Raw genomic sequence first — 24,614 nt, 5'->3', positions numbered from 1 at the left:
GATCGTCGGCTACTCCGACTTGATCGCCGCCAGCATGTTCAGGCGGGACGCGCGCCGGGCCGGCCACAGGGCCGCCAGGATGCCCACCGCGGCGGCCAGCACCAGGAAGAGGAGCATCCGGCCCCAGGGCAGCACGAGTTCGTACGTGGGCATCTTGGTGCCGATCAGCTCACCGGCCGCCCAGCCGAAGAACACGCCCAGGCCGATGCCGAGCACCCCGCCGAAGAGCGAGATCACCAGCGACTCCAGACGGACCATCCGCTTGACCGAACGCCGGTCCAGGCCGATGGCCCGCAGCATGCCGATCTCCTGGGAGCGCTCGAAGACCGACATCGCGAGGGTGTTGATGACACCGAGGACGGCGACGATCACGGCCATCGCGAGCAGCCCGTAGAGCATGTTCAGCAGCAGGGTGAACATCTTGGCGATCTCGTTGGAGAGGTCCTGCTTGCTCTGCACCTTGATGGCCGGGTTGGCGCCCAGGGCCTTCTCCAGCCGGTCCTTCGTGCCGTCCGAGGCGCCGCCGGACGTCTTGACCATGACCTGCATGTCGGCCGGATCCGCCAGGTGCGGGGTGAGGGCCGAGTTGTCGACGAGGATGCCCTCGATCAGCTCGTTGCCCTGGTAGACCCCGGCGACCGTCAGCTGCTGCTTCTTGCCGTCCTCGTAGTTCGCCGTGAACGTCGAACCGGCCTTCCAGCCATGGCTCTTGGCCAGGACGTCGTCGACGACGACCTGGGAGCCGTCCACCTTGAAGGCGCCGTCGTCGACCTTGAGGTCGGTCAGCTCGCCGATGGTGGAGCCGGTGACGCCGGTGAGGTACTCGGTCGTGCCGTCGATGCGGGCGGGCCCGTTGCGCATCGGGCTGGTGGCGGTCACCCCGTCGGTGGTCTTCAGCTTCTCGTCGATGTCCGCGGAGAGCTCGTTGCCGTTCGCCATCGACACGACGTAGTCGGCCTTGATCGCGGAGGACGCCATCTTGTCGATGCTCTGCTGCAGGCTGCCCGCCATCACCGTCATGCCGGTGATCAGGGTCAGACCGATCATCAGCGCGGAGGCCGTGGCCGCAGTGCGGCGCGGGTTGCGCACCGAGTTCTGCCGGGCCAGCTTGCCGGACACCCCGAAGACCCGCAGGACGGGCGCGGAGGCCGCGATCAGCGGACGGGACAGCAGCGGGGTCAGGATGAACACGCCGATGATGAGCAGGACCGCGCCGATGCCCATGGGGGCCTGGCCGTCGGAGCCGTCCATCGTCGTCGCGGCCAGGACCACGGCGACGCCCGCCCCGGAGAACAGCGCGCCCAGCGTGTTGCGCAGCACCAGCGACTTGGTCGTCGCGGCCGCGTGCACGCTGCTCATCGCGGCGACCGGCGGGATCTTCGCGGCCCGGCGCCCGGGCAGCCAGGCCGCCAGCATGGTGATGACGACGCCGACGACCAGGGCGGCGGCGACCGTGCCGGACGAGACGATGAGCGGACCGTCGGGGACGGTCGCCCCCAGCGTCCCCAGCAGCGAGCGCAGCCCCGCGCCGATCCCGATGCCGGCGACCAGCCCGGTGACCCCGGCGACCGTGCCGACGACGAACGCCTCGATCAGCACCGACCGCGTGACCTGCCGCCGCGAGGCGCCGACGGCCCGCATCAGCGCGAGCTCCTTGGTGCGCTGGGCGACCAGCATGGTGAAGGTGTTGGCGATGATGAAGGTGCCGACGAACAGCGCGATGCCGGCGAACACCAGCAGCCCCGACTTCAGCCCGCTCATCGAGGCGGCGATCGTCACCGCCTGGTCGTCGGCGAGCTCCTTGCCCGTGATGGTCTCGACCTTGTCCTTCGGCAGCGCGGCGGCCAGCGCGGACTGCAGCGCGCTCTGCGAGGTGCCGGCCGCGGCCTGCACGTCGATCTCGTCGTAGGCGCCGACCTTGCCGAACAGGGTCTGCGCGGTCGGTGTGTCGAACAGGGCGAGGCTGCCGCCGGCGGCGACGTTGCCGTCGTCCGTGGTGAAGACGCCGGTGATCTTCGGGGTGAGGACGGGGCCGTCGACGGAGAGCCGCACGGTGTCGCCGACCTCGTACCCGGCCCGCTCGGCCGTCTTCGCGTCGATGACGACCTCGTCCTTGCCGCTCGGCGCGTGCCCGGAGACGAGCGGGTACCGGGCGTCCTTCTCGCCCCAGTAGTTGCCGCCCTGCGACTGGAAGCCGCCGCCGATGAGCTTGCCGTCCTTGTCGGCGATGGCGGTGAAGCCGCTGACGACGCCGATCGCGGACGCGGCGCCCGGGACCTTCGCGCTCTGCTCCACCATGGCCTGGGTCAGCTCGGGGTTCTTGACGATGCGGTCGCCGACGTCCGGCTGGTACCCGGCGGTGACGGCGACGTCGACGTGGTCGAAGCCCTTGGCGGAGCTGTTCTGGAGGGCGTTGGAGAGGGTGTTGGTGAAGACCAGGGTCCCCGACACGAAGGCCACGCCGAGCATCACGGCGAGCACGGTCATCAGGAGCCGGGCCTTGTGCGCGAGCACAGTGCGCAAGGCGGTACGGAACATGTGTTTTTTCTCAGTCCTGAATCGAAGTCGTGAAGCGATTCGTGTCGGAGGTCAGCTGGTGCGGCCCTTGGCGTCGAACTGCTTCATCCGGTCGAGGACCGAGTCGGCGGTCGGCCCGTACACCTCGTCGACGATCCGGCCGTCCGCGAGGAACACCACGCGGTCCGCGTACGCCGCGGCCACCGGGTCGTGGGTCACCATGACCACCGTCTGGCCCAGTTCCCGCACGGAGTTGCGCAGGAAGCCCAGCACCTCGGCGCCCGAGCGCGAGTCGAGGTTTCCGGTCGGCTCGTCGCCGAAGATGATGTCCGGCCGGGAGGCCAGGGCGCGGGCGACGGCCACGCGCTGCTGCTGACCTCCGGAGAGCTGCGAGGGCCGGTGGCCGAGCCGGTCGGCGAGCCCCACCATCCGGATGACGTTTTCCAGCCAGTCCTTGTCCGGCTTCCGGCCCGCGATGTCCATCGGGAGGGTGATGTTCTCGATCGCCGTGAGCGTCGGCAGCAGGTTGAACGCCTGGAAGATGAACCCGATCTTGTCCCGGCGCAACTTGGTGAGCTGCCGGTCCTTCAGCGAGCCGAGCTCGGTGTCGCCGATGCGCACGGAGCCGGAGGAGAAGCTGTCGAGGCCGGCGACGCAGTGCATCAGCGTGGACTTGCCGGAGCCGGAGGGCCCCATGATCGCGGTGAACTCGGCCTGCTTGAAGTCGACCGAGACCCGGTCGAGGGCGACCACCTGGGTCTCGCCCTGTCCGTAGATCTTCGACAGGTCCGTGGCACGTGCGGCCACGGCGGTGGTCCGGTCGGCGAGCGGGGTGGTGGTCACGGAAACGTGCTCCTGTCGGGACGGCGGAGTGGGTACGGCGATGTGTCTGTCGGACACGTGAACCATCGTCCCGGCCGCCAGCTGCCGTGTAGTCAGTCGCTGTTCCGGTTCTGAAGGCAGACTCGAGGCGGACCGGGTGCCGCCGTGTCATACCTGGGGATGACCCCGATCCCTGAGGGACGGTTCGAGGGGCGACCCCGACGGCGGTTCGTCAAGAACCGGTGGAGCACCCTCGTTCGTACGGTGAAATTCCGTCATTCCGCATACGCAAGCGGTTGCCGCGCGCCAGGCTACTGGCAAGTGCAGATGGCCAGTTCCACGTGCTGATGCACCCTCAGACGTCAATAAAATAAGACAACATCGGTCCACCGTTCCGCTGTTCGAGGGACGGATCCCGATAGGGTCGGAAGCTCAAGCGGAGCCCATCGGCCTGCCCAGATGGTGGAATGCAGACACGGCGAGCTTAAACCTCGCTGCCCCTTCGCGGGCGTGCCGGTTCAAGTCCGGCTCTGGGCACTTCCGACTTCTCGGCGATCGCTGCACCCTCCATCGAGGCGTTGACACCGGCTGAGTGCGGGCGCACACTCACGTCCAAAGGGAGTGAAGGAAACTTCACCGTGCGAACAAGTCGCTGAGCGAACAACGTCTGAAGGGAACGCCCGATGCGCACCACTGTCGGCATCGTCGGCGCCGGCCCCGCCGGCCTCCTCCTTGCCCGGCTGCTCCACAACGCCGGCATCGACTCCGTCGTCCTGGAGAGCCGCGACCGGGCCTACGTCGAGCAGCGGCAGCGCGCCGGGATTCTGGAGCAGGGCACGGTCGACGTGCTGCGCGCGGCCGGCGCCGGGGAGCGGATGGACCGCGAGGGGCTGCGCCACGACGGCATCGAGCTGCGGTACGACAGGAAGCGCCACCGCGTCGACTTCCCCGCCCTCACCGGCGGCCGGTCGGTGATGGTCTACGCCCAGACGGAGGTGTGCAAGGACCTCATCGCCCTCCAGCTGAAGGAGGGCGGCCCGCTGCTCTTCGAGGCGGAGGCCCTGGCCGTCGAGGACGCCGCCACCGACCGCCCGCGCGTGCGCTTCCGCCATGGAGGCGTCGAGGACGTCCTGGAGTGCGACTACGTCGTCGGCTGCGACGGCTTCTGGGGGGTCTCGCGGAAGGCGATCCCGGCCGGGCTGACCCGGGTCTTCGAGCGGACGTACCCCTTCGGCTGGCTCGGGATCCTCGCCGACGTGCCGCCCTCGCACGACGAACTCGTCTACGCCCGCCACGACCGCGGCTTCGCGCTGCTGTCGATGCGCTCCCCGTCCGTCTCCCGGCTCTACCTCCAGGTGCCCGACGGCACCGACGCCGGGAATTGGGCCGACGGCGAGATCTGGGACGAGCTGGAGCGCCGCTTCGAGACGGACGACGACTGGCGGCTGGAGCGCGGGCCGATCACCCAGAAGTCGGTCACCCCGATGCGCTCCTACGTCCACGAGCCGATGCGGCACGGCCGGCTCTTCCTCGCCGGTGACGCGGCCCACATCGTGCCGCCGACCGGCGCCAAGGGGCTCAACCTCGCCGTCGGGGACGTCGTCACCTTCGCCCGGGCGCTGACCCACCGGCAGGAGACGGGCTCGGCCGAGCTCCTCGACGCCTACTCCGAGACCTGTCTGCGGCGCGTGTGGCAGGCCGAGCGGTTCTCCTACGACATGACGACCCTTCTGCACCCCGCCCCCGACGCCACGCCCTTCGAGAGCCGCCTCCAGCTCGCCCGCCTGGAGCGGATCGCCTCCTCCCACGCCGCCGAGACCGATCTGGCCGAGGGCTACACCGGGTTCCCGTTCGGGTGATCGAACGACCGGACTGTTCGATCACCGTGCGGTTCCGGCCATGTCCCGGCTTTGTCATGAATGAAGCCCTCCTGTGTGGGGAATCACGACGCCGCGTAGCGTGTTGCGCAGCAGCAAGAGGGAAAGATCCTCCCCAAGCACTAGGGTCAATCCTTTGCCTACCTATTACCCTTGAGCCAAGGCCGCGCAGTGTGGCCATGGAGGAGAGCAATGAGGAGCAGAAACCCGGTCTTCTCGCGACGGGGGTTCAGCCGCGACAACGGCTACGCGGGCTTCAACGCCGCGCCGCAGGCCGGGGGACCCGCAGTCGGCACGCAGCAGGGCAACCCCTACGCCCAGCCGGCCGGCAACCCGTACGCGCAGAACCCCTACGCCCAGCAGGGCCTGCAGCAGGGCGCCCCGCCGCAGGCCCCGGCCACCACCGGCCGGATGACCATGGACGACGTCGTCGCGCGGACCGCGACCACGCTCGGCACCGTGGTCCTCACGGCGGTGCTGTCCTGGCTGCTGCTGCCGGTCGACGCGGACAACATCAACAAGTCGTACGGCATCGCCGTCGGCGCCGGTCTGGTCGCGATGGTGCTGGCGCTGATCCAGTCCTTCAAGCGCAAGCCCGTCCCGGCGCTGATCCTGTCGTACGCCGCCCTCGAGGGCGTCTTCCTCGGCGTGATCTCCAGCGCGGTGTCCACCTACATCGCGGACGGCGTCGTCGCGCAGGCCGTGCTGGGCACCATGGCGGTCTTCGCCGGTGTCCTGGTGGCCTACAAGGCGGGCTGGATCCGCGTCAACCGCCGCTTCTACGGCTTCGTGATGGCGGCCGCGCTCGGCTTCGTCCTGCTGATGGTCGTGAACCTGCTGTTCACGGTCTTCGGCGGCGGTGACGGCCTCGGCTTCCGCAGCGGTCCGCTCGGCATCGTGTTCGGTGTCATCGGCATCCTGCTCGGCGCGTGCTTCCTCGCCCTGGACTTCAAGCAGGTCGAGGACGGCGTCGCCTACGGCGCCCCGCGCGAGGAGGCCTGGCTCGCCGCCTTCGGCCTCACGATGACGCTGGTGTGGATCTACATGGAGTTCCTGCGACTCCTGTCGATCCTGAACAGCGACTGACGCACAGCACGGTGAGAAGGGCCCCGGGATCTCGATCCCGGGGCCCTTCTCCGTGTCCGTAGCCGTAGTGGGTGTGTGTCGCGTGCGCGCTAGAGGAGTTTGCGCGCGGCCCTCCTCAGGTCGTACTCATGGATGATCGCCTTGGCGTGGCCGTACGCGAGGTTGTGCTCGGCGCGCAGCCAGCTGACCTTCTCCTCGAAGCGGAGAGCGGGGCCTTCGTCGACGGTGCGCAGCCAGTCGGCGACTTCACGACCGGTGCAGTGTGGGATACGGGCCAGTATGTTGCGGTGGGTCTCCTCGGAGAGGACATGGGACATCGGCGCCTCCGGTAGCAAAGGGGATGTAAGCCGGTCCTTCAGGTCACGGTGCCTGAGTGTTCGCCCGTTGGCAACAGTCCCGGTGCGACGCGTAGTCTCGCGGCGTGGTTGATACGACGCCTCTCACCCAAGCCGTGGATCACTTCGCCGACCGGTTGCGGGCCGCTTCGCAGAGCCGGCTCCAGCGCGGCGGCGCGGCGGAGGCCCTCGAACTGGCCCGGGAGTTGGTCCGCCGGGCGCAGCTGATCGAGGACCCTTCGGCGGAGCCCCGGGAGATGCCGGACGCGGGCATGTTCGCCGCCGCGGACCAGATCACGGTCGCCGTGCACGACTTGGCCCTCGTGCTCACGGACGAGGGCCAGCTGGAAGAAGCTCTGGAATTGGTGGCGCAGGCGCAGAAGCGTGCCGCGGTGTGACCCCTACAGGCTCGCTATGACCCGGTCCGCCAGGATGTAGACGTTGTCCGTGCCGCACTGGAACGTCAGGGTGTAGGCGCCCGAGATGCCGGAGCCGCCCAGCAGGAACGGGGTCTCGCCGGCGGTGAGGGCCGCGGCGAGGCGGTCCGCCGTCTCGCGGTGCCCCGGGGTCATGCAGAGCGTGGTGCCGTCGGCGAAGACGTAGACGTCGAGGGTGCCGAGCGGGCCCGGGCGGACGTCGGTCAGTTCGATCTGCGACGCGGCCAGTTCCTCGAGGGTGGCCACCGTGCGCTCGTGATCGTTCACGACCGGTGACTGTACGGGCACGAAGTCCGGGTGCGAGGGATGGCGGCGGCGGGCCGCGGCGAGTTCCGGGGACTCCCCGGTGAAGTCGTCGGCGTCCGCGCCCGGCTCGGCCACCGGCTCCAGGGGCTCCAGGCCCACGAAATCGGCCTGCCGGGGCAGGAACAGCTCGCTGTCCGGCAGACCCAGCAGGGAGGGGGCGTCGGAGGCGTCACGGGCCTCCTGGGCGGCCCAGAAGGCGCGCGCCTCGGCGAGCTCCCGCTCCCGCTCCTCCGCGAGCGCCTCGGCGACCGCGGCGCGTATCTCAGCCGCGTCGGCCGTGGTGCGGGCGGCCGGGACGAAGCCGCGCAGTTCCGCGGCGGCGTCCTCGGAGCTCCTGGCGAGCTGGGTGTGCAGGGCGGCGACCTGCCGGCGCAACTGCAAGAGGGTGCGCAGGACGGCGACGCCCACGGCGCCCGTGGCGGCCGTGGTGACCAGCAAGGCGATCGGCATGGCGCTCACTGACGTACTCCCGGTTCAAAGTCGACCCCCGACTTCCTACATCAGCTTGAAGGGTGGACTATCCAACTGTCAGTGCGTAACGTCACGAAACGGACAGGAACTTGGTCCTTGTGTTTGGTGCCGAAAGGCGCTGAGCTGCGTAAATCCCTCCGGGGAGGGAGATAGGTCACATCCTGGGGGAGATTGGATCACAGAACGGCCCGGAGTCCAGGTGCTTTTCGGACTCCGGGCCGGATCGTCACGACAGGTGCTGAAACGGTTACGCAGAGGCCCCGATCGAGGGCCTCGACGCGGGCCTCGACGCGGGCCTCGGCTCACGGGCCTCAGCTCGCGGGTCTCAGCTCAGGCGCTCGATGACCATCGCCATGCCCTGGCCGCCGCCGACGCACATCGTCTCCAGACCGAACTGCTTGTCGTGGAACTGGAGGGAATTGATCAGCGTGCCGGTGATGCGGGCGCCGGTCATGCCGAAGGGGTGGCCGACGGCGATGGCGCCGCCGTTCACGTTCAGCTTGTCCAGGTCGATGCCGAGCTCGCGGTAGGAGGGGATCACCTGCGCGGCGAACGCCTCGTTGATCTCGACCAGGTCGATGTCGTCGATGGTGAGGCCGGCCCGGCGCAGCGCCTGGTTGCTCGCGTCGACCGGGCCGAGGCCCATGATCTCGGGGGAGAGGCCGGAGACGCCGGTCGACACGATGCGGGCGAGTGGGGTCAGGCCGAGCTCGCGGGCCTTGGTGTCGCTCATGATGACGACCGCGGCGGCGCCGTCGTTCAGCGGGCAGCAGTTGCCGGCGGTGACGAGCCCGTCCGGGCGGAACACCGGCTTCAGGCCCGCGACGCCCTCCATGGTGACGCCGGCGCGGGGGCCGTCGTCCTTGGAGACGACCGTGCCGTCGGGGGTCGTGACCGGGGTGATCTCGCGCTCCCAGAAGCCGTTCTTGATGGCTTCCTCGGCGAGGTTCTGGGAGCGGACGCCGAACTCGTCCATGTCCTGGCGGGTGATGCCCTTGGCGCGGGCCAGGTTCTCCGCGGTCTGGCCCATCGCGATGTACGGGTCGGGGACCAGCCCGTCCTCGCGCGGGTCGTGCCACGTCGTGCCCCCCTGCGCGGCGACGGCGGCGGTGCGGGCCTGCGCCTCCGCGAACAGGGGGTTCATGGTGTCCGGGAGGCCGTCGGAGCTGCCCTTGCCGAACCGGGAGACCGTCTCGACGCCGGCCGAGATGAAGACGTCGCCCTCGCCCGCCTTGATGGCGTGCAGGGCCATGCGGCTCGTCTGCAGCGACGACGAACAGTAGCGGGTGATCGTGCAGCCCGGCAGGTGGTCCATGCCCATCTGGACGGCGACGATCCGGCCGAGGTTGTAGCCCTGCTCGCCGCCGGGGAGACCGCAGCCGAGCATCAGGTCGTCGATGTCCTTCGGGTCCAGCTCGGGGACCTTGGCGAGCGCCGCCTGGATGATGGTCGCCGTCAGGTCGTCCGCGCGCAGGTCCTTGAGGGAACCCTTGCCGGCGCGGCCGATGGGCGAACGGGCGGTCGAGACGATGACTGCTTCGGGCATGACGGCTCCATTGGCGTGGGTGCGGACGGACGGGCAGGGCTGTGTGGGAAGTTACCTGCACGTATGAGCTCGGTCACGGGTATCGCGGTGTGACACTGACCGCACTTTCTAAGCGCTTGCTTTTGCCTTCGGCGGTTCGGCGGATGTGTGCGGGTGGGGGTGCCGTCCCCTGGGGGCTGTGCCCCCAGACCCCCCTTCGGCCTGGACGGCCTCGTCCTCAAACGCCGGACGGGCTGGAAGTGACGGGCTCGTCCTCAAACGCCGGACGGGCTGGAAGTGACGGGCTCGTCCTCAAACGCCGGACGGGCTGGAAGGTGCCGGTTGCCTTGTTCTCAGACGCCGGACGGGCTGGAAGGTGTCGGCTCGGCTTCCGGGACCCGCCGCCTGCGCCTGCGCTTGAGCAGTGCCCAGGGGCCCCGTGGGCCTGTCGGCATGGCTGCCGTCACCTCTGTGCCCGGCTCCGAGGCCGCTTCCGCCGCTGCTCGGGCCACCGGCAGGAAACCCTCGCGGCGGGAGACGTCCGGGCGCTCCTCCTCCGCCGGCCACAGGCCGAGGGCCGCGCAGACCGTGGGGAGGACGGCCATCGCCGCCGTCGCATAGCCCTCCGCCGAGGGGTGGTAGTGGTCCGGGCCGAACAGTTCCCGCGGGTTGGCCTCGAACTCGGGGCCGAGGAGGTCGCCCAGGGACACCGTGCGGCCGCCCTGCTCGACCGCGCCGATCGTCTGCGCCGCCGCCAGCTGACGGGACGCCCGGCGGGCCAGCCAGCGCAGCGGCTGCTGGACCGGCTCGATCGTGCCCAGGTCGGGACAGGTGCCCACGACCACCTCCGCGCCGGCCGTGCGCAGCCGCCGTACCGCGGCGGACAGGTGCCGGACCGAGCGGGTGGCCGGCATCCGGTGGGTCACGTCGTTCGCGCCGATCATGATCACGCAGACGTCGGGCACCGGGTAGGAGTCCCCGAGGACCAGCGCGACCTGCCGGTCGAGGTCGTCGGACTGGGCGCCGGGCAGCGCCACGTTGCGCAGTTCCACCGGGCGTTCCGCGACCGCCGCCAGGCCGGAGGCCAGCAGGGCGCCCGGGGTCTGCCCGGAGCGGTTGACGCCCTGGCCGGCTGCCGTGGAGTCGCCCAGCATCGTCAGCCGCAGGGGTTCCTTGCCGGGCCCGGGGGCGTCGTAGGCGAGGCCGTAGCGGCCGTCCGCCTGCGGGACGTGCGGATGCGCCCCGTTGTTGACCTGGCGACGGGCCAGATGCACCTCCGCCACCACCAGCCCCACCGCCGCCGCACCGACCAGCCCGATGCCGCCGCCGCCGTAGGCCGCGCCGGCCGCGATGCGCCGGGCCACTCTCGCCCTCGACATGCTCGTCATGCCTCGACGCCACCTCCTCGTGTCCGTACACCCACTCCTTGCCCCGTACGGACCGTCGCCCAATCTCGACGAGGAGTGAACATGCGCCCCAGCGGTGACCTGCGCCGTACCCTGGCGTCACCAACTACGACCACTGTTTTTGCAAGCAACCGGAGACAACGGTGCAATTCCACGACTCGATGATCAGCCTCGTCGGCAACACCCCGCTGGTGAAGCTCAACAGCGTGACCAAGGGCATCCAGGCGACCGTCCTGGCCAAGGTGGAGTACTTCAACCCGGGCGGTTCCGTGAAGGACCGCATCGCCCTGCGCATGATCGAGGCCGCGGAGAAGAGCGGCGAGCTTCGGCCCGGCGGCACGATCGTCGAGCCGACCAGCGGGAACACCGGGGTCGGGCTGGCCATCGTGGCGCAGCAGAAGGGGTACAAGTGCATCTTCGTGTGCCCCGACAAGGTGAGCACCGACAAGATCAACGTACTGAGGGCCTACGGGGCCGAGGTCGTCGTCTGCCCGACCGCCGTGGATCCCGAGCACCCGGACTCCTACTACAACGTCTCCGACCGGCTGGTGCGCGAGACGCCCGACGCGTGGAAGCCCGACCAGTACTCCAACCCGCACAACCCGCTCTCGCACTACCACTCCACCGGCCCTGAGCTGTGGGAGCAGACGGACGGGCGGATCACCCACTTCGTGGCGGGTGTGGGCACCGGCGGCACCATCTCCGGGACCGGGCGGTACCTGAAGGACGCCAGCGACGGCAAGGTGCAGGTCGTCGGCGCCGACCCGGAGGGGTCGGTGTACTCGGGCGGGTCCGGGCGGCCGTACCTCGTCGAGGGCGTCGGTGAGGACTTCTGGCCGACCGCCTACGACCGGACCGTCGCCGACGAGATCGTCGCCGTGTCCGACAAGGACTCCTTCCAGATGACCCGTCGGCTGGCCAAGGAGGAGGGGCTGCTCGTCGGCGGTTCGTGCGGCATGGCCGTCGTCGCCGCGCTGCGCGTCGCCGAGCGGCTCGGGCCGGACGACGTCGTGGTCGTCCTGCTGCCGGACAGCGGACGCGGTTACCTCAGCAAGATCTTCAACGACGAGTGGATGGCCGACTACGGCTTCCTCGAGGACGAGGGTCCAAGCGCGCGCGTCGCCGACGTGCTGAACGACAAGGCGCACGGCGCCATCCCGTCCCTCGTCCACATGCACCCGGACGAGACCGTCGGCGAGGCCATCGAGGTGCTGCGCGAGTACGGCGTCTCGCAGATGCCGATCGTGAAGCCGGGCGCCGGGCACCCGGACGTCATGGCCGCCGAGGTCGTCGGGTCGGTCGTGGAGCGGGAGCTGCTGGACGCGCTGTTCACCCAGCGGGCCTCGCTCTCCGACCCGCTGGAGAAGCACATGTCCGCCCCGCTGCCGCAGGTCGGCTCCGGCGAGCCGGTCGGCGACCTGATGTCGGTCCTCGGCACCGCGGACGCGGCGATCGTCCTCGTCGAGGGCAAGCCCACCGGGGTCGTCAGCCGTCAGGACCTGCTGGCCTTCCTGGCCAAGGGCGGGAAGTGACTTACCCGGGCCGCAGGCTCCAACTCCCGGGAAACTTCCGGTGAACGGCCTCTTCGGGCGCTGAACTTCCGTTTGCCCACCGAATGGACGGACTTCGCGGAAGTGGTACGAGGGCGTCACGTCCGCGCAGCACTCGCTTAACACGCGTCCGGCATATTTGTGGGTGTCGGAAGGGCGGGAGCGGCTCCCCGCCCCACCGGCAACCGAACGGCGTCACGGACCTCCGGAGCGGCTCCCGGACCATCCACAGACGCCATGGACGCGAAGGCCCGGCCTGACCCGGCCCGCGTCCCTCGCGGGGACCGCCGTCGTCCCGCCCCCCGGTAACGGGGGTGCGGCGGTCCCCGCGCAAGCTTTTCTCCGGCGCCTGTCGCCGCTCACGGGGATGAGAAGATCCGCCGCATGCCGCTGCCCCAGCCCGAAGACCTGACCTCCCTCGTCCTGCGCGTCGACTTCGACGACGACACCGCCTGGGAGGCCCTGCGCACCGCGGTCGAGGCCCTCGATGGCGGCCCCCACGCCACCTGGGTCAGCGACCCCCGGTACGAGGGGGTGGGCATCCCGGAGCTCATGCGCGAGGACAACGCGGCCGACGAGGACGAACAGCTCACCTCCCTGTTCCTCGCCGACGCCCACGCCATGGCGGGCGCGGAGCACTCCCTGCTGGCCCTCGACCTCTACGACGAGCCCGGCCGCACGTTCCGGGTACCGGCCCGGTGGTTCCCGGACATCTCCGCGAACCTGTCCATCGCCAACATGGACTTCGAGGACTTCGCCGACTGCGCCGACGCCTCAGGCACGTTCCGTGGGTTCGGGGACGGTGGAGGCTGACGTCCAACTGCCCAGCAGCGCCAGCCGTTCCGTCGTCTCCGAGGCCGGCTCCGGGGTGTAGACCAGTAGGTTCTGGTCGGGGTCCGCCGGGAGGGCCATCGTCTCGTAGGGGAAGGTCAGCAGGCCCGCCACCGGGTGCTGGATCCGCTTCACGCCGAACGCGCACTCCCGGACCGGATGGTCGGCCCACAGGCGGCGGAAGTCGTCGCTCTTCAGGGAGAGTTCGCCGACGAGCGCGGTCAGCCGCCGGTCGTCCTGGTGGTGGCCCGCCCGCACTCGCAGATGCGCGACGCACTGGACGGCCACCGCGGGCCAGTCCGGGTAGAACGTACGGGAGGCGGGGTCGAGGAAGACGTGCCGCGGGATGTTCCGGGCGTCGGGCGCGATCCGGTCGTAGTCGAACACCGCGTCGGCGAGCGCGTTCCACGCCAGCACGTCCATCCGGACGTCCAGCACGAACGCCGGGGTGCGCTCCATGCTGTCGAGCAGCAGCTGGACGCCCGGGCGCACGCGGGGCGCGGCGGGGCGGCCGGAGGGCCTGCGGGGGCGGGCGACCGCGTGCAGATAGGCGCGCTCGGTCTCGTCCAGGCACAGGACGCGGGCGACGGCGTCCAGGACCGTGTCGCTGACTCCCCCGGACTTCGTCCGGGAGGGACCCCCGGGGCCCCTGCCCTGTTCCAGCCGGATGTAGTAGTCGACGCTCACTCCGGCGAGCTGCGCCACCTCCTCGCGCCGCAGCCCCGGTACCCGCCGGCGGCCGTACGAGGGCAGTCCGACCTCCTCCGGCTGGATGCGGGCGCGGCGCGAGCGCAGGAAATCTCCGAGGTCCCCGTCCATGCGTTCGAGGGTAAGGGAGAGGCGGGCCGCGAACCTGGTACTGGCAGACCCAGGAAAAAGGCATCCCTGGGTAGCGCGGGACCGCGCGATGAGAGTGGTGCGGGCCAGGCCGGGGAGTCGTTCCCGGGCCGTCAGCACGAGGAGTTCGCATGTCCCAGCTTCAGTACGCCGCCCTTTCCGGCCGTACCGCCGTGGTCACCGGGGCCGCCAGCGGCATCGGTGCGGCCGTGGCCGTGCTGCTCGCCGCCTCGGGCGCCCGGGTCGCGCTGCTGGCCCGGCGCGGGGACCGGCTGGAGACGGTCGCCGAGAAGATCCGCGCCGACGGGGGCGAGGCCCTCGCCGTCGTCGCGGACGTCACCGACGAGGCCTCGGTGGCCGCGGCCGCCGACCGGATCCACACCCGGTACGGGACCGTCGACCTGGTCGTCAACAACGCCGGCGTGATGCTGGGCAACCCGATCGACGACGGCCGGATCGACGAGTGGCAGCGGATGCTCGACACCAACGTCACCGGCGTGCTGCGGCTGATCCGCGCCTTCGCCGGGGACCTGGTGGGCGCCGCCGCCGAGGGGCGCACGGCCGACCTGGTGAACGTCTCGTCCATCGCCGCGGGCGCCGTGTTCCCCAACTTCGCGGTGTACGGCGCCACCAAGGCCGCCGTCACCTACCTCTCGCAGTCCCTGCGCACCGAGTTCGGGCCGCGTGATGTGCGGGTCACCAACGTCGAGCCGGGGCTGACGGAGACCGAGTTGGGCGACCACATGGACAACCCCGAGCTGTCCGGGATGCTGGACGGCATGTTCGAGGGCATCGGCGGGCTGTCCGCCGCCGAACTCGCCGACGTCGTCGGCTATGCGGCCAGCCGCCCCCGGCACGTCAACCTGCGGCAGCTCGTGGTGCTGCCGACCCGGCAGGTGTGAGCCGAGCCGGCAGGTGTGAGCCGAGTCGGTCCGCGCGCGGCCGGGTCGGTGGTGTGACGCCGGGCGTCAGTCCTCCCAGGCGTCGTCCTTCGAGGCCTGGCGCCGGTGGCCGAACAGGCCGGGGTGGCTGCGGGCGGCCTGCACGACGTTGACGCCGACGATGCCCGCCCAGGAGACGAGCAGCCCCGGCAGGTGCGCGGTGCCCGCGCCGATCGCGGACAGCGGGATCGCCAGCACCAGCGAGACGATGCCGAAGCCGAAGCGCTCGCCCCAGGAGTCGGTGGGCCTCGGCGAGCGCGAGCCCCGGGCCGCCACCATCTGCTGCTCCGCGAACTGCCGTCGCACGCGGCGCTCCACCGCGGCGTCGATGCGCTGGTCGACCTTCTCCAGGAACGAGTCCACCAGCGCGGACTCGTACTCCTCGCCCAGTTCCCTGCGGGTCTGCAGGGTGGCGTCGAGTTCCTTCTTCAGGTCTGCGTCCTGCGCGTCCATGGTGGTCTCCCATCCCGTCATGGACACCACGGTAGGCAGCGGCCGCTCTCCGCGCACTGGGGACAGCCCCCGTCTGCGGGGTCGGGTTGGCCGGGGAGGCGGTCGCTCAGACGGAGGTCACTTCTTCGCCAGTCCGTGCTGCTTCGCGTAGGCGTTCGCGACGTCCTCCGGGTCCTTCTTGTCCTTGTCCACCTGCCGGTTCAGCTCGGTGAGCTGGGCGGTGGTGAGGAGGTTGCCGAGCCTGGCCAGGGCCTTGCGGACGGTGGAGTCGGCCTTGCGGTCGGCGATGAGCGGCACGATGTGCTGGCCCGGGATGAGGTTCTTGGGGTCGGTCAGCACGACCCAGTCGTTGGCCACGATGTCCGTGTCCGTGGTGAAGAGGTTCGCCACGTCGACGTCGCCCTTCTTCAGGGCGCCCTTGACCAGCGGACCGGAGGAGTCGAGGGACTTGAACTCCTTGAACTCCACGCCGTAGACGTCCTTGAGGCCCACCACGCCGACCTGGCGGGTCTTCACCTCGGGCGCCGCGCCGATCACCAGCTTGCCGTTCTGTTTCGCCAGGTCGGCGAGCGAGGTCAGGCCGTACTTCTTCGCGGTCTGCTTGGTGACGACGAAGGCGTCCGAGTCCTCGGCCATGCCGTACGGCAGCACCTGGAGGCCGGCCGGGAGGGCGACGGCGAGGGCGTTCTGCATCTCGCCCTCCTCGGTGGCCGTCGCCTTCGGGTCGAGGTAGTGCAGCAGGGCGCCCTGGTACTCGGGGAGCAGGTCGATGTCGCCGCCCTTGAGCGCGGGGATGAGGATCTCGCGGGTGCCGAGGTTGGGGCGGACCTTCACCTTCACGCCGGCCGCCTCCAGGACCGCGGCGTAGAGGTAGCCCAGCACCTGGTTCTCGGTGAAGTTGGCGGTGCCGATGGTGACCCCGTCCTTGCTGGAGCCGCCGCCACCGGAGGCAGTGCCCTCGTTGTCGAGGGAGGTGATGCCGCCCGCGCAGGCGGAGAGGGCGGGGACGGTCGCGGCCGCGAACAGGCCGCCGAGGATCATGCGTCGGTTCATGTCGGGGGTTCCCTAGGCGGTCTGGGCGGGGCGGTGCCGGAAGAGGAGGCGCTGGAACGCGCTCAGCAGGAGGTCCAGGGCGATGGCGACCACGGCGACCAGCACCGCGCCGCCGAGCACCTGGACGAGGTCGCGCTGGGCGAGACCGTCGAAGACGTAGCGGCCGAGGCCGCCGAAGGAGACGTACGCGGCGATCGTGGCCGTGGCGACGACCTGGATGAGGGCGAGGCGCAGGCCGGTCATGATCAGGGGGAGGGCCAGCGGCAGCTCCACGTGGAACAGGACCTGGTGGCCGCGCATGCCCTGGCCGCGCGCCGCGTCCTTCACGTCCGGATCGACGGCCGTCATACCGGCGTAGGTGTTGGTCACGATCGACGGGACCGCGAGGGCGACGAGGGCGACGTAGACCGGCAGCATCGACAGTCCGCCGGCCAGGAAGACCAGGACCACCAGACCGACGGTCGGCAGCGCGCGGCCGAAGGAGGCCAGGTTGATCGCGAGGAACGCGCCCCTGCCGGTGTGCCCGATCAGCAGGCCCAGCGGGAGGCCGATCGCGGCCGCGATGAGGGTGGCCAGCAGCGAGTACTGGAGGTGCTCGGCGAGTCGGTGCGCGATGCCGTCCGAGCCGGACCAGGTGGCGCCGCTGGTCAGCCAGCTGCCGAGGTTCTTGAACAGTTCGTACATCAGGCTCGCCGCCTCTTCCACGGGGTGAGGAGGTACTGGACGCCGACCAGGGCCGCGTCCGCGACGACCGCGAGGAGGATCGTCAGGACCACGCCCGCGATCACCGGCGTCGGGAAGTTGCGCTGGAAGCCGTCGGTGAAGAGCTGGCCGAGGCCGCCGTCGCCGATGTAGGTGGCGACCGAGACCAGGGAGATCGACATGACCGTCGCGATGCGGACGCCCGCCATGATCACGGGGAGCGCGAGCGGGAACTCGACGGTGAGGAGCGTGCGCAGGGGGCGCGTGCCCATCGCCTTGGCCGCCTCCTTGGTCTTCGCGGGCACCGAGTCGAGGCCCTCGACCGTGTTCCGCAGCAGCACGACCAGCGTGTAGACGGTCAGGCCGATCACGGTGGTGGTGCGGGTCAGACCGCTGACCGGCAGCAGGAGCACGAAGATCGCGATCGACGGGATCGTGAACAGCACGTTCGACAGGCCGAGCAGGAAGCCGCGCAGCGGGCGGACCCGGTGGGCGACCACCGCGAGCGGGAGGCTGATCAGCAGACCGAGGAGGACGGCGGTCAGCGCGGCCTGGAGGTGGGAGATCGTGAGGGTGGTCAGATCGTCGGTATGGCTGGATATCCAGGACCAGTCGATGGTCATGCGGCCACCACCCGTGCCTCGGCGTGGGCCTGGCCCGCGTGGGTGTGGATGTCGTCGCGGGAGGTGACGCCGGTCAGGACGCCGTCGGCGTCGACGCGCGCCACCAGGCCGGTGGGGGAGGCGACCGACTCGTTGAGCGCCGCGAGGAGGGAGTCGCCGTCCTTGAGGGGCCGGACGGGTATGTCGGCGTCCTTCGAGGTCCAGCGCAGCGGCTTGCGGGCCTCGTCGAGCGTGAGGGTCCAGGCGCCGCCCTCGGGGGCCGGGCCCTGCGGGACGTTCGCGAGGGTGGTCAGCGAGAGCAGCTTGAGGCCGCGCTCGGCGCCGAGGAAGTCGGCGACGAAGTCGTCGGCCGGGCGGGCGAGCAGCTCGGCGGGCGAGGCGCACTGGACGAGGTGGCCGCCGGTGCGGAACACGGCGATCTGGTCGCCGAGTCGGACGGCCTCGTCGATGTCGTGCGTGACGAAGACGATGGTCTTGCTCAACTCCTTCTGGAGCCTGAGCAGTTCGTCCTGGAGCTGGGTGCGCACCACCGGGTCGACCGCGCCGAACGGCTCGTCCATGAGGAGCACCGGCGGGTCGGCGGCGAGCGCGCGGGCCACCCCGACGCGCTGCTGCTGGCCTCCGGAGAGCTGGTGCGGGTAGCGGCTGCCGGACTCGGCAGACAGTCCGACCGTCTCCAGCAGCTCGGCCGCGCGGGCGCGCGCCTTGCGTCGGCCGTGGCCCAGCAGCAGCGGCACGGTGGCGATGTTGTCGAGCACCGTGCGGTGCGGGAAGAGCCCCGACTGCTGGATGACGTAGCCGATGGATCGGCGCAGCTCGGCAGCGTCCTGCTGGGTGACGTCCTTGCCGCCGACCTGGATGGTTCCGGAGGTCGGGTCGACCATCCGGTTGATCATCCGCAGGGTGGTGGTCTTGCCGCAACCGGAGGAACCGACCAGGACGGTCACGCCGCCCTCCGGCATATGGAGGGAGAGATCGTGGACTGCTGTCGTGCCGTTGGGGAAGCGCTTGTGGACCGCGTCGAACTGGATCATGAGTTGTCCCTTGCCCGGCTGTATAACGTCATGCAGAGTTCTCCGTAGATGAATAACTTGTCAACGGTTGGTTGTTAATCCGACGTAACGGATGACCGTCAGGCAAGATCAAGTGTCCGGATTGAGGGGAGTTTGCAGCCTTATGTCGTCTCGGATGGTGGACGCCCCTCTTGGAGCGGGCTCCGGTCTCGTGGTCCTCGACGGGATCGCTCTCGGCGTCGCGGACGTCGCGCGCCTCGCCGACGGGACCGCCCGACCGGTCCCCGGCACCGACGCGACCAAGCGGATGACCGAGGCCTGGGACGCCGCCCGCCAGATCGCCGCCACCGGTCGCGTCTACGGCCGCTCCACCGGGGTCGGCGCCAACCGGAACGAGGACGTGCCCACCGAGGCCGCCGCCGAGCACGGACTGCGCCTGCTGCGCAGCCACGCCGGCGCCATCGGCGAGGAACTGCCCGCCCGGCAGGTCCGGGCGATGCTCGCCGTCCGCGCCAACCAGCTGCTGGCCGGCGGCGCGGGACTGCGGCCCACCGTGGTCACGGCGCTGTGCGAGGCGCTGGAGAACGGGGCGTATCCGGTCGTCAACGAGTTCGGCTCGGTGGGCACCGGCGACCTCGCGGCACTCGCGCAGGTCGGACTCGCCCTCGTCGGTGAGCATCCCTGGCGCGGCGAGGGCGCCCCGGAGCCGCAGCCGCTCGACAACAACGACGCCCTCGCGCTCATCAGCAGCAACGCCCTCACCCTCGGCCAGGCCGCCCTCGCCCTGCACGAACTGCGCGGACTCATCGAGGCCACCCAGGTCGTCGGCGCACTGTCGCTGCTGGCCGTGGACGGGTCGCACGAGGCGTACGCCGCCCCCGTGCACGCCGCCCGCCCGCACCGCGGCTCCAGCGAGGTCGCCCGCCGCATGCGGGAGCTGATCGGCGCCGAGGACCGGCCCACCCCGCCGCTCGGCAGGATCCAGGACCCCTACGGATTCCGCTGCCTGCCCCAGATCCACGGCCCCGCGCACGACGCCGCCGACGCCCTGGAGGAGGTGATCGCCATCGAGATCAACGCGGCCGCCGAGAACCCGCTCATCTCCCCCGAGGACATGGCCGCCTACCATCACGGCGGCTTCTACCAGGCCCAACTCGCCCTCGCCCTGGACCACTTCAGGCTGGCCCTGACCCAGGTGGCGCGGCTGTCCACCTCCCGCCTCTCCACCCTCAACGAACCCGCCTACACCCGGCTGCGCCCCTTCCTCGCCGACCCCGAGCCCGCCTCCTCCGGCGTGATGATCCTGGAGTACGCCGCCGCGGCCGCCCTCGGTGACCTGCGCGCCTTCTCCGCGCCCGCCTCCCTCGGCCACGCTGTACTCTCCCGGGGCGTCGAGGAACAGGCCAGCTTCGCCTCGCTCGCCGCCCGGCAGACACTGCGGGCCTGCGCCGCGTACCGTCTCGTCGTCGGCTGCGAACTCGTCGCCGCCGTACGGGCGCTGCGCCAGCGCGAGCTGCGGCCCGAGCCGGGACTCCCGGCCGGGCAGGCATGGGAGCTGGCCGAGGCGGTGCTCGACGCGGAACAGGCCGACCGGCCGCTCACGGCCGACGTGAGCGCGGCGGCCGCACTGCTGGACCGGTTCACGGAGATCTGGAGGGGGAGCGGGGCATGAGCGCGGAGACGGAGACGGCCACCGACAGTGGCGAGGGCGCGCCGGGTTCGGCCGTGGAGGGTTCGATCGTCGCGGACAGTCCCGCCGCCCGGCTGCAGGCGCTCTTCGAAGGGCACCGGCTGACGCCGACCCAGCGGCGCATCGCGCACAGCATGGTGCGGCGCGCCTCCGACGTGCCGTTCCTGTCCAGCGTGGAGCTCGCCGAGCTCGCCGGGGTCAGCCAGCCGTCGGTGACCCGCTTCGCGGTCGCCCTAGGCTTCGACGGCTACCCCGCCCTGCGCAAGCACCTGCGGGAGGTCGCCCCCGCCGAACACGCCGCCGACTCGGCCTCCTACAACGAGTACCAGCAGGCCGTCGAGGCCGAGATCGAGAACCTGAAGCACCTCGCCGAGCTGCTCGCCGACCCCCGGCCCCTGCATCGGGCGGGCCGGATGCTGGCGGCCTCGCGTCCGCTGCCCGTCCTCGGACTGCGCGCCGCCGCCTCCCAGGCGTACGGCTTCGCGTACTTCGCCGCCAAGGTCCATCCGGACGTACGGCTGCTGAACGAGGGCGGCACGATGATCCACGACCGGATCGACGCCGCCGTCCGCGCGGGCGCCACCGCCCTGCTCTGCTTCGCGCTGCCCCGGCACCCGCGCGAGGTCGTCGACACCCTCACCTACGCCCGACAGGCCGGACTGAGCGTGGTGACGGTCGCCGACTCGGCGTTCGCGCCGGTCGCCAAGGTCTCCGACCTGCTGCTGCCGGCCGCCGTCGGCACCGGACTCGCCTTCGACACGGCCTGCGCGCCGATGCTCCTCGGGCGGGTGCTGCTGGAGGCGATGTGCGACGACCTGCCCGACGCGCAGGCCCGGCTGGAGGAGTTCGACGCGCGGGCGGCGGCGCGGGGGCTGTTCGTGGAGTAGGCCCGTGGCGGGCACCCCGGCACCCCGGCGCCGAGGGCCCGGCGGGATCGAGGGCCCGGCGGGATCGAGGGCTCGGAGGGCTCAAGGGCTCGGCGGGCCGGATTTTTTGCCGTGTGCTCTCAGACTCGTCTCACGTTCGCTCACTAGTCTGAACGGTCAGGAAACTTGTGCCGGACTGATCAGGAGGCGGACGTGGCACGCGGAGGGCAGGGGCTGGCTCGGGTGGCTGTCGTCGTACGGGCCGGGGCCGCGCCGTTGTGGTGGTGCGGGGTGTTCGCGGCGGGGGTCGGTGTCCTGGTGCCCGGCCTCACGGGGCGGCGGATCGGGGTGCTGGCCGGGGCCGCGCTGTTCATCGTGGCCGGCGCGGTGGCGGCGATGCGCGGTCGCCGTCGGCTCAGGGAACTCGGCCGGGGCGCCGCCCGGGCCGGCAAGCACGATGTGCTCCAGGACCGGGCGGTGACCGTCCGCGGCTGGCGGCACGGCCATCGCTGGTGGCTGCTGCTCGCCTTCGTGGTCGCGCTGGGCAGCTCCTTCGCGGTCCCCGCGGCCGCCGGCCTGCTGCTCGCCGGCTGGGGGACCGGGCTGCGGCTCAAGGCCGCCTGGCTCGGCCGGCGCGAGCGGGAGGACGAGGCGCTGCTGTGGGTGCGCGTCGACTGGCTCGACCGGCGCGGCGGACGCCCGGCCGGAAAGGCCGTCAAGGCGTACCGCAGCACCGGCATCGCGGCGGGCGACGCGGCCCCGGGCGGGGCCCGCCGCCGCACCGCGGCGCTGGTCTAGCCGGCTACACCTACACCTCCAGATCCTCCTCGATCTTCTTCAGCTGGTGGCGGGCCATCGCGAGATTGGCCCGCTTGGCGTCCAGGACCAGGTAGAGGAAGAGCCCGTTGCCGCCGCGCCCGCTGATCAGGCGGAGCAGGTGGTACTGGTCGGACAGGGTGATCAGGATGTCCTCGATCTGGGCCTTGAGCCCGAGGTGCTCCATGGTGCGCATCTTGGCGCGCACCACGTCGGTGTTCCCGGCGGCGGCGACGTTGAGGTCGAACCCCTTGCTGCCGCCCAGCGTGCCCAGCGCCATGCCGCTGGTGTAGTCGACGAGCGCGACTCCGGTCGCGCCCTCGATGGAGGCGAGACACTCTTTCAGGGTGGTTTCGGTGTTGGCCATGCTGTGCTCCTCGGTTCCTCTCAACTTTCCGTGGTGGTGCGCGCGTTGGTGGTGGCTGGGCCGCGCGCCGATCTGGTCCGTACGGTGGGGGTCTTGGCAGGCGTGCGCACCGGCGCCTTCGCGGGGGTCTTCGGCGGCGTCTTGTCCTGCGTCGTGGCCGGTGTCCTGGCCTGGGCCTTGGTGGAGGCGGCGCGCGCCTCCCGGGCCTTCGCCTCCTGTGCGTCGACGAGCTCCCCGATGCGCGTGGCGGCCCGGCGGCCCTCCAGGTGCAGCCGGCCGACGTTGACGCGGTCCTGCGCGAGCAGGGTCAGCACGGCGCTCTCACCGGCCGCGTACGTGGCGACGTAGCCGTACCGGCCGCGCACCAGCAGCTCGCGGAACTCGCCCTGGCCGGTCGTGTCCGCCATCCGCACCGCGACGCCTAGGGCGGCGGCGGTCAGCGCGGCCACCACCTCCGGCTCCACGCCGGGTGTGTCGTGGGCGAGGACGAGACCGTCCACGCCGGCCGTGAGCGCGCCGGTCAGCTGGGGCACCCGGGCCCGCAGTCTGCGCAGTTCGTCGAGTATCTCGGGCGCGGAAGCCATCAGCTCGCTCCTCTCGGCCCGCGGTCGTTGCCGTTCAAAGGGCCTCCAGCGCATCCCTGAGCCTCTTCAGCAGGGTGATGTCGGGGTCGTTGACGCGGGGCAGGGTGATGCCCGGCGGGGGGTCGGGGGTGGGAGATGTCGGGGACGCGGGGGATGTGGGGAGTCCCGGGGCATCCGGGGCCCCCGGTCGCCCGTGGCGGGGAGGGGACGGGGACGGGGGTGCGGTCGGCGGGCGGTGGTGGGGGAGTGGGGGCGGGAAGAGGGCGGTGAGCAGGCCGGCCGCGGCGAGGCGCCGGACGTCCACCAGGGTGTGGAAGGCCTGCCGGCCCAGCTCGCGGGCGATGTCCGACGCGGTGCGGACGCCGTCCGCCAGGGCCAGCACCGCGCTCTGCCGGGCGGTCGGCGTCGGCGCGGCGACGGCCTCGGCCCGGCGCAGCGGCGCCCCGTCGGTCAACGGGTCCGGCCACAGCCGGTGCAGCAGCTCACGCCGGCGCAGCGTCTCGCGCTCGACCGCGTCGACCGGGACCGGTCTGAGGGCGCCGAGCCAGTGCCCGGCGCCGTACCGGAAGTGGCCCGGGGTGCTGCTGGGCGCGAGCGCGAAGTAGGCCGCGTCGTACACCGCCTCCAGGTGGCACAGCTCCAGCGCGCCGCGCGGGACCCGGTCGGCGTCGAGCAGCAGACGGGCGACGCCGTGCTCCTCGTCGGCCCGGTCCACGGCGTCCTGCCAGACGGCGGGGGAGAGGGTGCCGTGGGACAGCAGCAGCACGTCGAGGCCGGGGGCGAGCGGGCTCTCGGCGTGCACCACACGGCCCTCGGCGAGGTAGAGCGAGCCGCGCTCGCGCTCCAGGACGCCGGTCGCCCGCTCGGCCGCGAGCCGGGTCAGCATCGGCGACAGCCCGCCGCCGTTCTCCCGGGCCCCCGACTTCTCCCGTACCGGCAGCCGGGGCGGCGGGGTCGTGCCCGGCGGAGTCGTTCTCACCGCGGTCACCCCAGCACCAGCCGTCCGGCCATCTCGCCCAGCCGGATCCGGGCCAGCGCGAGATTGCCGTCCGCCCGGCCCAGCCACACATGGAGGAAGACGCTGCTGTCGAAGGACGTCGGCACGAAGCGCAGCACGTGGTAGCTGTCCCGGTTGCTGATGATCAGATCCTCGACCGGGGGATCTACGAGCCCCGCCCCGCCCGCTCCCTCCGCGCCGTCGACGCCGTCATGGCCGGCGTAGCCGTCCGGGGTGAACGCGCGCTGCTCCGACGTGAGCCGGGCGACCTCCGCGGCCTCGGCGGCGGCCGCCTCGTGGTCGCCGCCGGGGAACTCCCCGACCGCGCCCAGGGCGAGCCCGCTGGTCCAGTCGACCAGCGCGGCGCCCCGGGCACCGGGCAGCCGCATGGCCTCCAGTAAGCACTCGTCGATTCCGGGCACCGTTGGCTCCCCTCCCGCCTGCGGTTCGGTTGAGTGATGAAGACGCTACGCAACGTATGCGCGAGGGGTGAGTCTTCTGGCATTTTC

The 24,614-nt window shown here is 71.3% G+C and carries 25 protein-coding genes and 1 tRNA gene; 10 read left to right on the top strand and 16 right to left on the bottom strand.

What is annotated here, in order from left to right:
• Positions 1-9 precede the first annotated feature (9 nt).
• Both ABZ725_RS16295 and ABZ725_RS16290 read right to left on the bottom strand, forming a co-directional pair.
• Positions 10-2,538 carry an FtsX-like permease family protein gene (locus tag ABZ725_RS16295; protein ID WP_358803323.1) on the bottom strand — a complete coding sequence of 843 codons (2,529 nt, stop codon included), beginning with the start codon at positions 2,536-2,538 and terminating at the stop codon, positions 10-12.
• Between the two features lie 51 nt (positions 2,539-2,589).
• A complete protein-coding gene (locus tag ABZ725_RS16290; RefSeq protein WP_351918406.1) occupies positions 2,590-3,360 on the bottom strand; it encodes an ABC transporter ATP-binding protein in 771 nt (256 codons plus the stop codon).
• 432 nt (positions 3,361-3,792) lie between these two features.
• Between ABZ725_RS16290 and ABZ725_RS16285 the strand changes: the two genes are divergently transcribed.
• From ABZ725_RS16285 to ABZ725_RS16275, 3 genes are all read left to right on the top strand, one after another.
• Positions 3,793-3,876: transfer RNA gene (locus tag ABZ725_RS16285), tRNA-Leu, on the top strand.
• Positions 3,877-4,022: 146 nt separating this feature from the next.
• Positions 4,023-5,198, top strand: coding sequence for a 4-hydroxybenzoate 3-monooxygenase (locus ABZ725_RS16280; RefSeq protein WP_358803322.1), 1,176 nt, complete (start codon positions 4,023-4,025; stop codon positions 5,196-5,198).
• A 210-nt stretch (positions 5,199-5,408) separates the two neighbouring features.
• Complete coding sequence (locus ABZ725_RS16275) at positions 5,409-6,302, top strand: Bax inhibitor-1/YccA family protein (protein WP_351918403.1); 894 nt, start codon at positions 5,409-5,411, stop codon at positions 6,300-6,302.
• An 89-nt stretch (positions 6,303-6,391) separates the two neighbouring features.
• Here ABZ725_RS16275 and ABZ725_RS16270 read toward each other — a convergent pair whose 3' ends face one another.
• A complete protein-coding gene (locus ABZ725_RS16270; protein WP_020128488.1) occupies positions 6,392-6,619 on the bottom strand; it encodes a DUF4287 domain-containing protein in 228 nt (75 codons plus the stop codon).
• A 104-nt stretch (positions 6,620-6,723) separates the two neighbouring features.
• Between ABZ725_RS16270 and ABZ725_RS16265 the strand changes: the two genes are divergently transcribed.
• Positions 6,724-7,035 (top strand): hypothetical protein, encoded by a 312-nt coding sequence (locus tag ABZ725_RS16265; protein ID WP_351918402.1) that lies wholly within the window; start codon positions 6,724-6,726, stop codon positions 7,033-7,035.
• Between the two features lie 3 nt (positions 7,036-7,038).
• On the opposite strand, the gene ABZ725_RS16260 is transcribed toward ABZ725_RS16265, so the two are convergent.
• The 3 genes from ABZ725_RS16260 to ABZ725_RS16250 form a co-directional block, all read right to left on the bottom strand.
• On the bottom strand, positions 7,039-7,830 hold the full coding sequence (locus ABZ725_RS16260; protein ID WP_358803741.1) for a hypothetical protein: 792 nt from the start codon (positions 7,828-7,830) through the stop codon (positions 7,039-7,041).
• A gap of 346 nt (positions 7,831-8,176) precedes the next feature.
• The gene (locus ABZ725_RS16255) at positions 8,177-9,397 is read right to left on the bottom strand and encodes an acetyl-CoA C-acetyltransferase (protein ID WP_358803321.1); all 1,221 of its coding nucleotides are present in this window, start codon (positions 9,395-9,397) and stop codon (positions 8,177-8,179) included.
• Positions 9,398-9,729: 332 nt separating this feature from the next.
• Positions 9,730-10,764, bottom strand: a complete 1,035-nt coding sequence (locus tag ABZ725_RS16250; protein ID WP_358803320.1) for an SGNH/GDSL hydrolase family protein — start codon at positions 10,762-10,764, stop codon at positions 9,730-9,732.
• A gap of 161 nt (positions 10,765-10,925) precedes the next feature.
• Between ABZ725_RS16250 and ABZ725_RS16245 the strand changes: the two genes are divergently transcribed.
• On the top strand, positions 10,926-12,314 hold the full coding sequence (locus ABZ725_RS16245; protein WP_358803319.1) for a cystathionine beta-synthase: 1,389 nt from the start codon (positions 10,926-10,928) through the stop codon (positions 12,312-12,314).
• A gap of 402 nt (positions 12,315-12,716) precedes the next feature.
• Entirely contained in the window at positions 12,717-13,145 is a 429-nt protein-coding gene (locus ABZ725_RS16240; RefSeq protein WP_358803318.1) for a hypothetical protein, read from the top strand.
• Here ABZ725_RS16240 and ABZ725_RS16235 read toward each other — a convergent pair.
• Positions 13,107-13,982 carry a helix-turn-helix transcriptional regulator gene (locus tag ABZ725_RS16235; protein WP_358803317.1) on the bottom strand — a complete coding sequence of 292 codons (876 nt, stop codon included), beginning with the start codon at positions 13,980-13,982 and terminating at the stop codon, positions 13,107-13,109. The genes ABZ725_RS16240 and ABZ725_RS16235 overlap by 39 nt on opposite strands.
• Positions 13,983-14,131: 149 nt before the next feature.
• Here ABZ725_RS16235 and ABZ725_RS16230 point away from each other — a divergent pair, with 149 nt between their 5' ends.
• Positions 14,132-14,902: an SDR family oxidoreductase gene (locus ABZ725_RS16230; protein ID WP_358803316.1), complete on the top strand. Its 771-nt coding sequence runs from the start codon at positions 14,132-14,134 to the stop codon at positions 14,900-14,902.
• Positions 14,903-14,968: 66 nt separating this feature from the next.
• On the opposite strand, the gene ABZ725_RS16225 is transcribed toward ABZ725_RS16230, so the two are convergent.
• The 5 genes from ABZ725_RS16225 to ABZ725_RS16205 all read right to left on the bottom strand — a co-directional run bounded on the left by ABZ725_RS16225 (position 14,969) and on the right by ABZ725_RS16205 (position 18,806).
• Positions 14,969-15,394, bottom strand: a complete 426-nt coding sequence (locus tag ABZ725_RS16225) for a hypothetical protein (RefSeq protein ID WP_358803740.1) — start codon at positions 15,392-15,394, stop codon at positions 14,969-14,971.
• 117 nt (positions 15,395-15,511) lie between these two features.
• On the bottom strand, positions 15,512-16,447 hold the full coding sequence (locus tag ABZ725_RS16220; RefSeq protein WP_358803315.1) for an ABC transporter substrate-binding protein: 936 nt from the start codon (positions 16,445-16,447) through the stop codon (positions 15,512-15,514).
• A gap of 12 nt (positions 16,448-16,459) precedes the next feature.
• On the bottom strand, positions 16,460-17,131 hold the full coding sequence (locus tag ABZ725_RS16215; RefSeq protein WP_358803739.1) for an ABC transporter permease: 672 nt from the start codon (positions 17,129-17,131) through the stop codon (positions 16,460-16,462).
• Positions 17,131-17,772, bottom strand: a complete 642-nt coding sequence (locus ABZ725_RS16210; protein ID WP_358803314.1) for an ABC transporter permease — start codon at positions 17,770-17,772, stop codon at positions 17,131-17,133. The genes ABZ725_RS16215 and ABZ725_RS16210 overlap by 1 nt, the downstream gene beginning before the upstream one ends.
• A complete protein-coding gene (locus ABZ725_RS16205; protein ID WP_358803313.1) occupies positions 17,769-18,806 on the bottom strand; it encodes an ABC transporter ATP-binding protein in 1,038 nt (345 codons plus the stop codon). Before ABZ725_RS16205 ends, ABZ725_RS16210 begins: the two co-directional genes overlap by 4 nt.
• Before the next feature lie 142 nt (positions 18,807-18,948).
• On the opposite strand from ABZ725_RS16205, the gene ABZ725_RS16200 reads away from it, so the two are divergent.
• The 3 genes from ABZ725_RS16200 to ABZ725_RS16190 all read left to right on the top strand — a co-directional run bounded on the left by ABZ725_RS16200 (position 18,949) and on the right by ABZ725_RS16190 (position 22,139).
• The gene (locus tag ABZ725_RS16200; RefSeq protein ID WP_358803312.1) at positions 18,949-20,457 is read left to right on the top strand and encodes an aromatic amino acid ammonia-lyase; all 1,509 of its coding nucleotides are present in this window, start codon (positions 18,949-18,951) and stop codon (positions 20,455-20,457) included.
• The gene (locus tag ABZ725_RS16195; protein WP_358803311.1) at positions 20,454-21,362 is read left to right on the top strand and encodes a MurR/RpiR family transcriptional regulator; all 909 of its coding nucleotides are present in this window, start codon (positions 20,454-20,456) and stop codon (positions 21,360-21,362) included. The genes ABZ725_RS16200 and ABZ725_RS16195 overlap by 4 nt, the downstream gene beginning before the upstream one ends.
• Positions 21,363-21,554: 192 nt before the next feature.
• Positions 21,555-22,139, top strand: coding sequence for a hypothetical protein (locus ABZ725_RS16190; protein ID WP_358803310.1), 585 nt, complete (start codon positions 21,555-21,557; stop codon positions 22,137-22,139).
• Between the two features lie 10 nt (positions 22,140-22,149).
• Here the strand turns inward: ABZ725_RS16190 and ABZ725_RS16185 are convergent, their stop codons facing one another.
• From ABZ725_RS16185 to ABZ725_RS16170, 4 genes are read right to left on the bottom strand one after another with little or no spacing between them, the layout of a single operon-like run.
• A complete protein-coding gene (locus tag ABZ725_RS16185; RefSeq protein WP_266398454.1) occupies positions 22,150-22,524 on the bottom strand; it encodes a hypothetical protein in 375 nt (124 codons plus the stop codon).
• 20 nt (positions 22,525-22,544) lie between these two features.
• Positions 22,545-23,108: a roadblock/LC7 domain-containing protein gene (locus ABZ725_RS16180; protein ID WP_358803309.1), complete on the bottom strand. Its 564-nt coding sequence runs from the start codon at positions 23,106-23,108 to the stop codon at positions 22,545-22,547.
• Positions 23,109-23,142: 34 nt separating this feature from the next.
• Entirely contained in the window at positions 23,143-24,096 is a 954-nt protein-coding gene (locus ABZ725_RS16175; RefSeq protein ID WP_358803308.1) for a transcriptional regulator, read from the bottom strand.
• Positions 24,093-24,527: a hypothetical protein gene (locus tag ABZ725_RS16170; protein ID WP_358803307.1), complete on the bottom strand. Its 435-nt coding sequence runs from the start codon at positions 24,525-24,527 to the stop codon at positions 24,093-24,095. The genes ABZ725_RS16175 and ABZ725_RS16170 overlap by 4 nt, the downstream gene beginning before the upstream one ends.
• Positions 24,528-24,614 lie beyond the last annotated feature (87 nt).

It is taken from the genome of Streptomyces sp. NPDC006872, from assembly GCF_040635845.1.
Lineage (GTDB): Bacteria > Actinomycetota > Actinomycetes > Streptomycetales > Streptomycetaceae > Streptomyces.
Note: the sequence above shows the minus strand (reverse complement) of the source record. Positions and strands in the feature narration are given on the sequence as shown.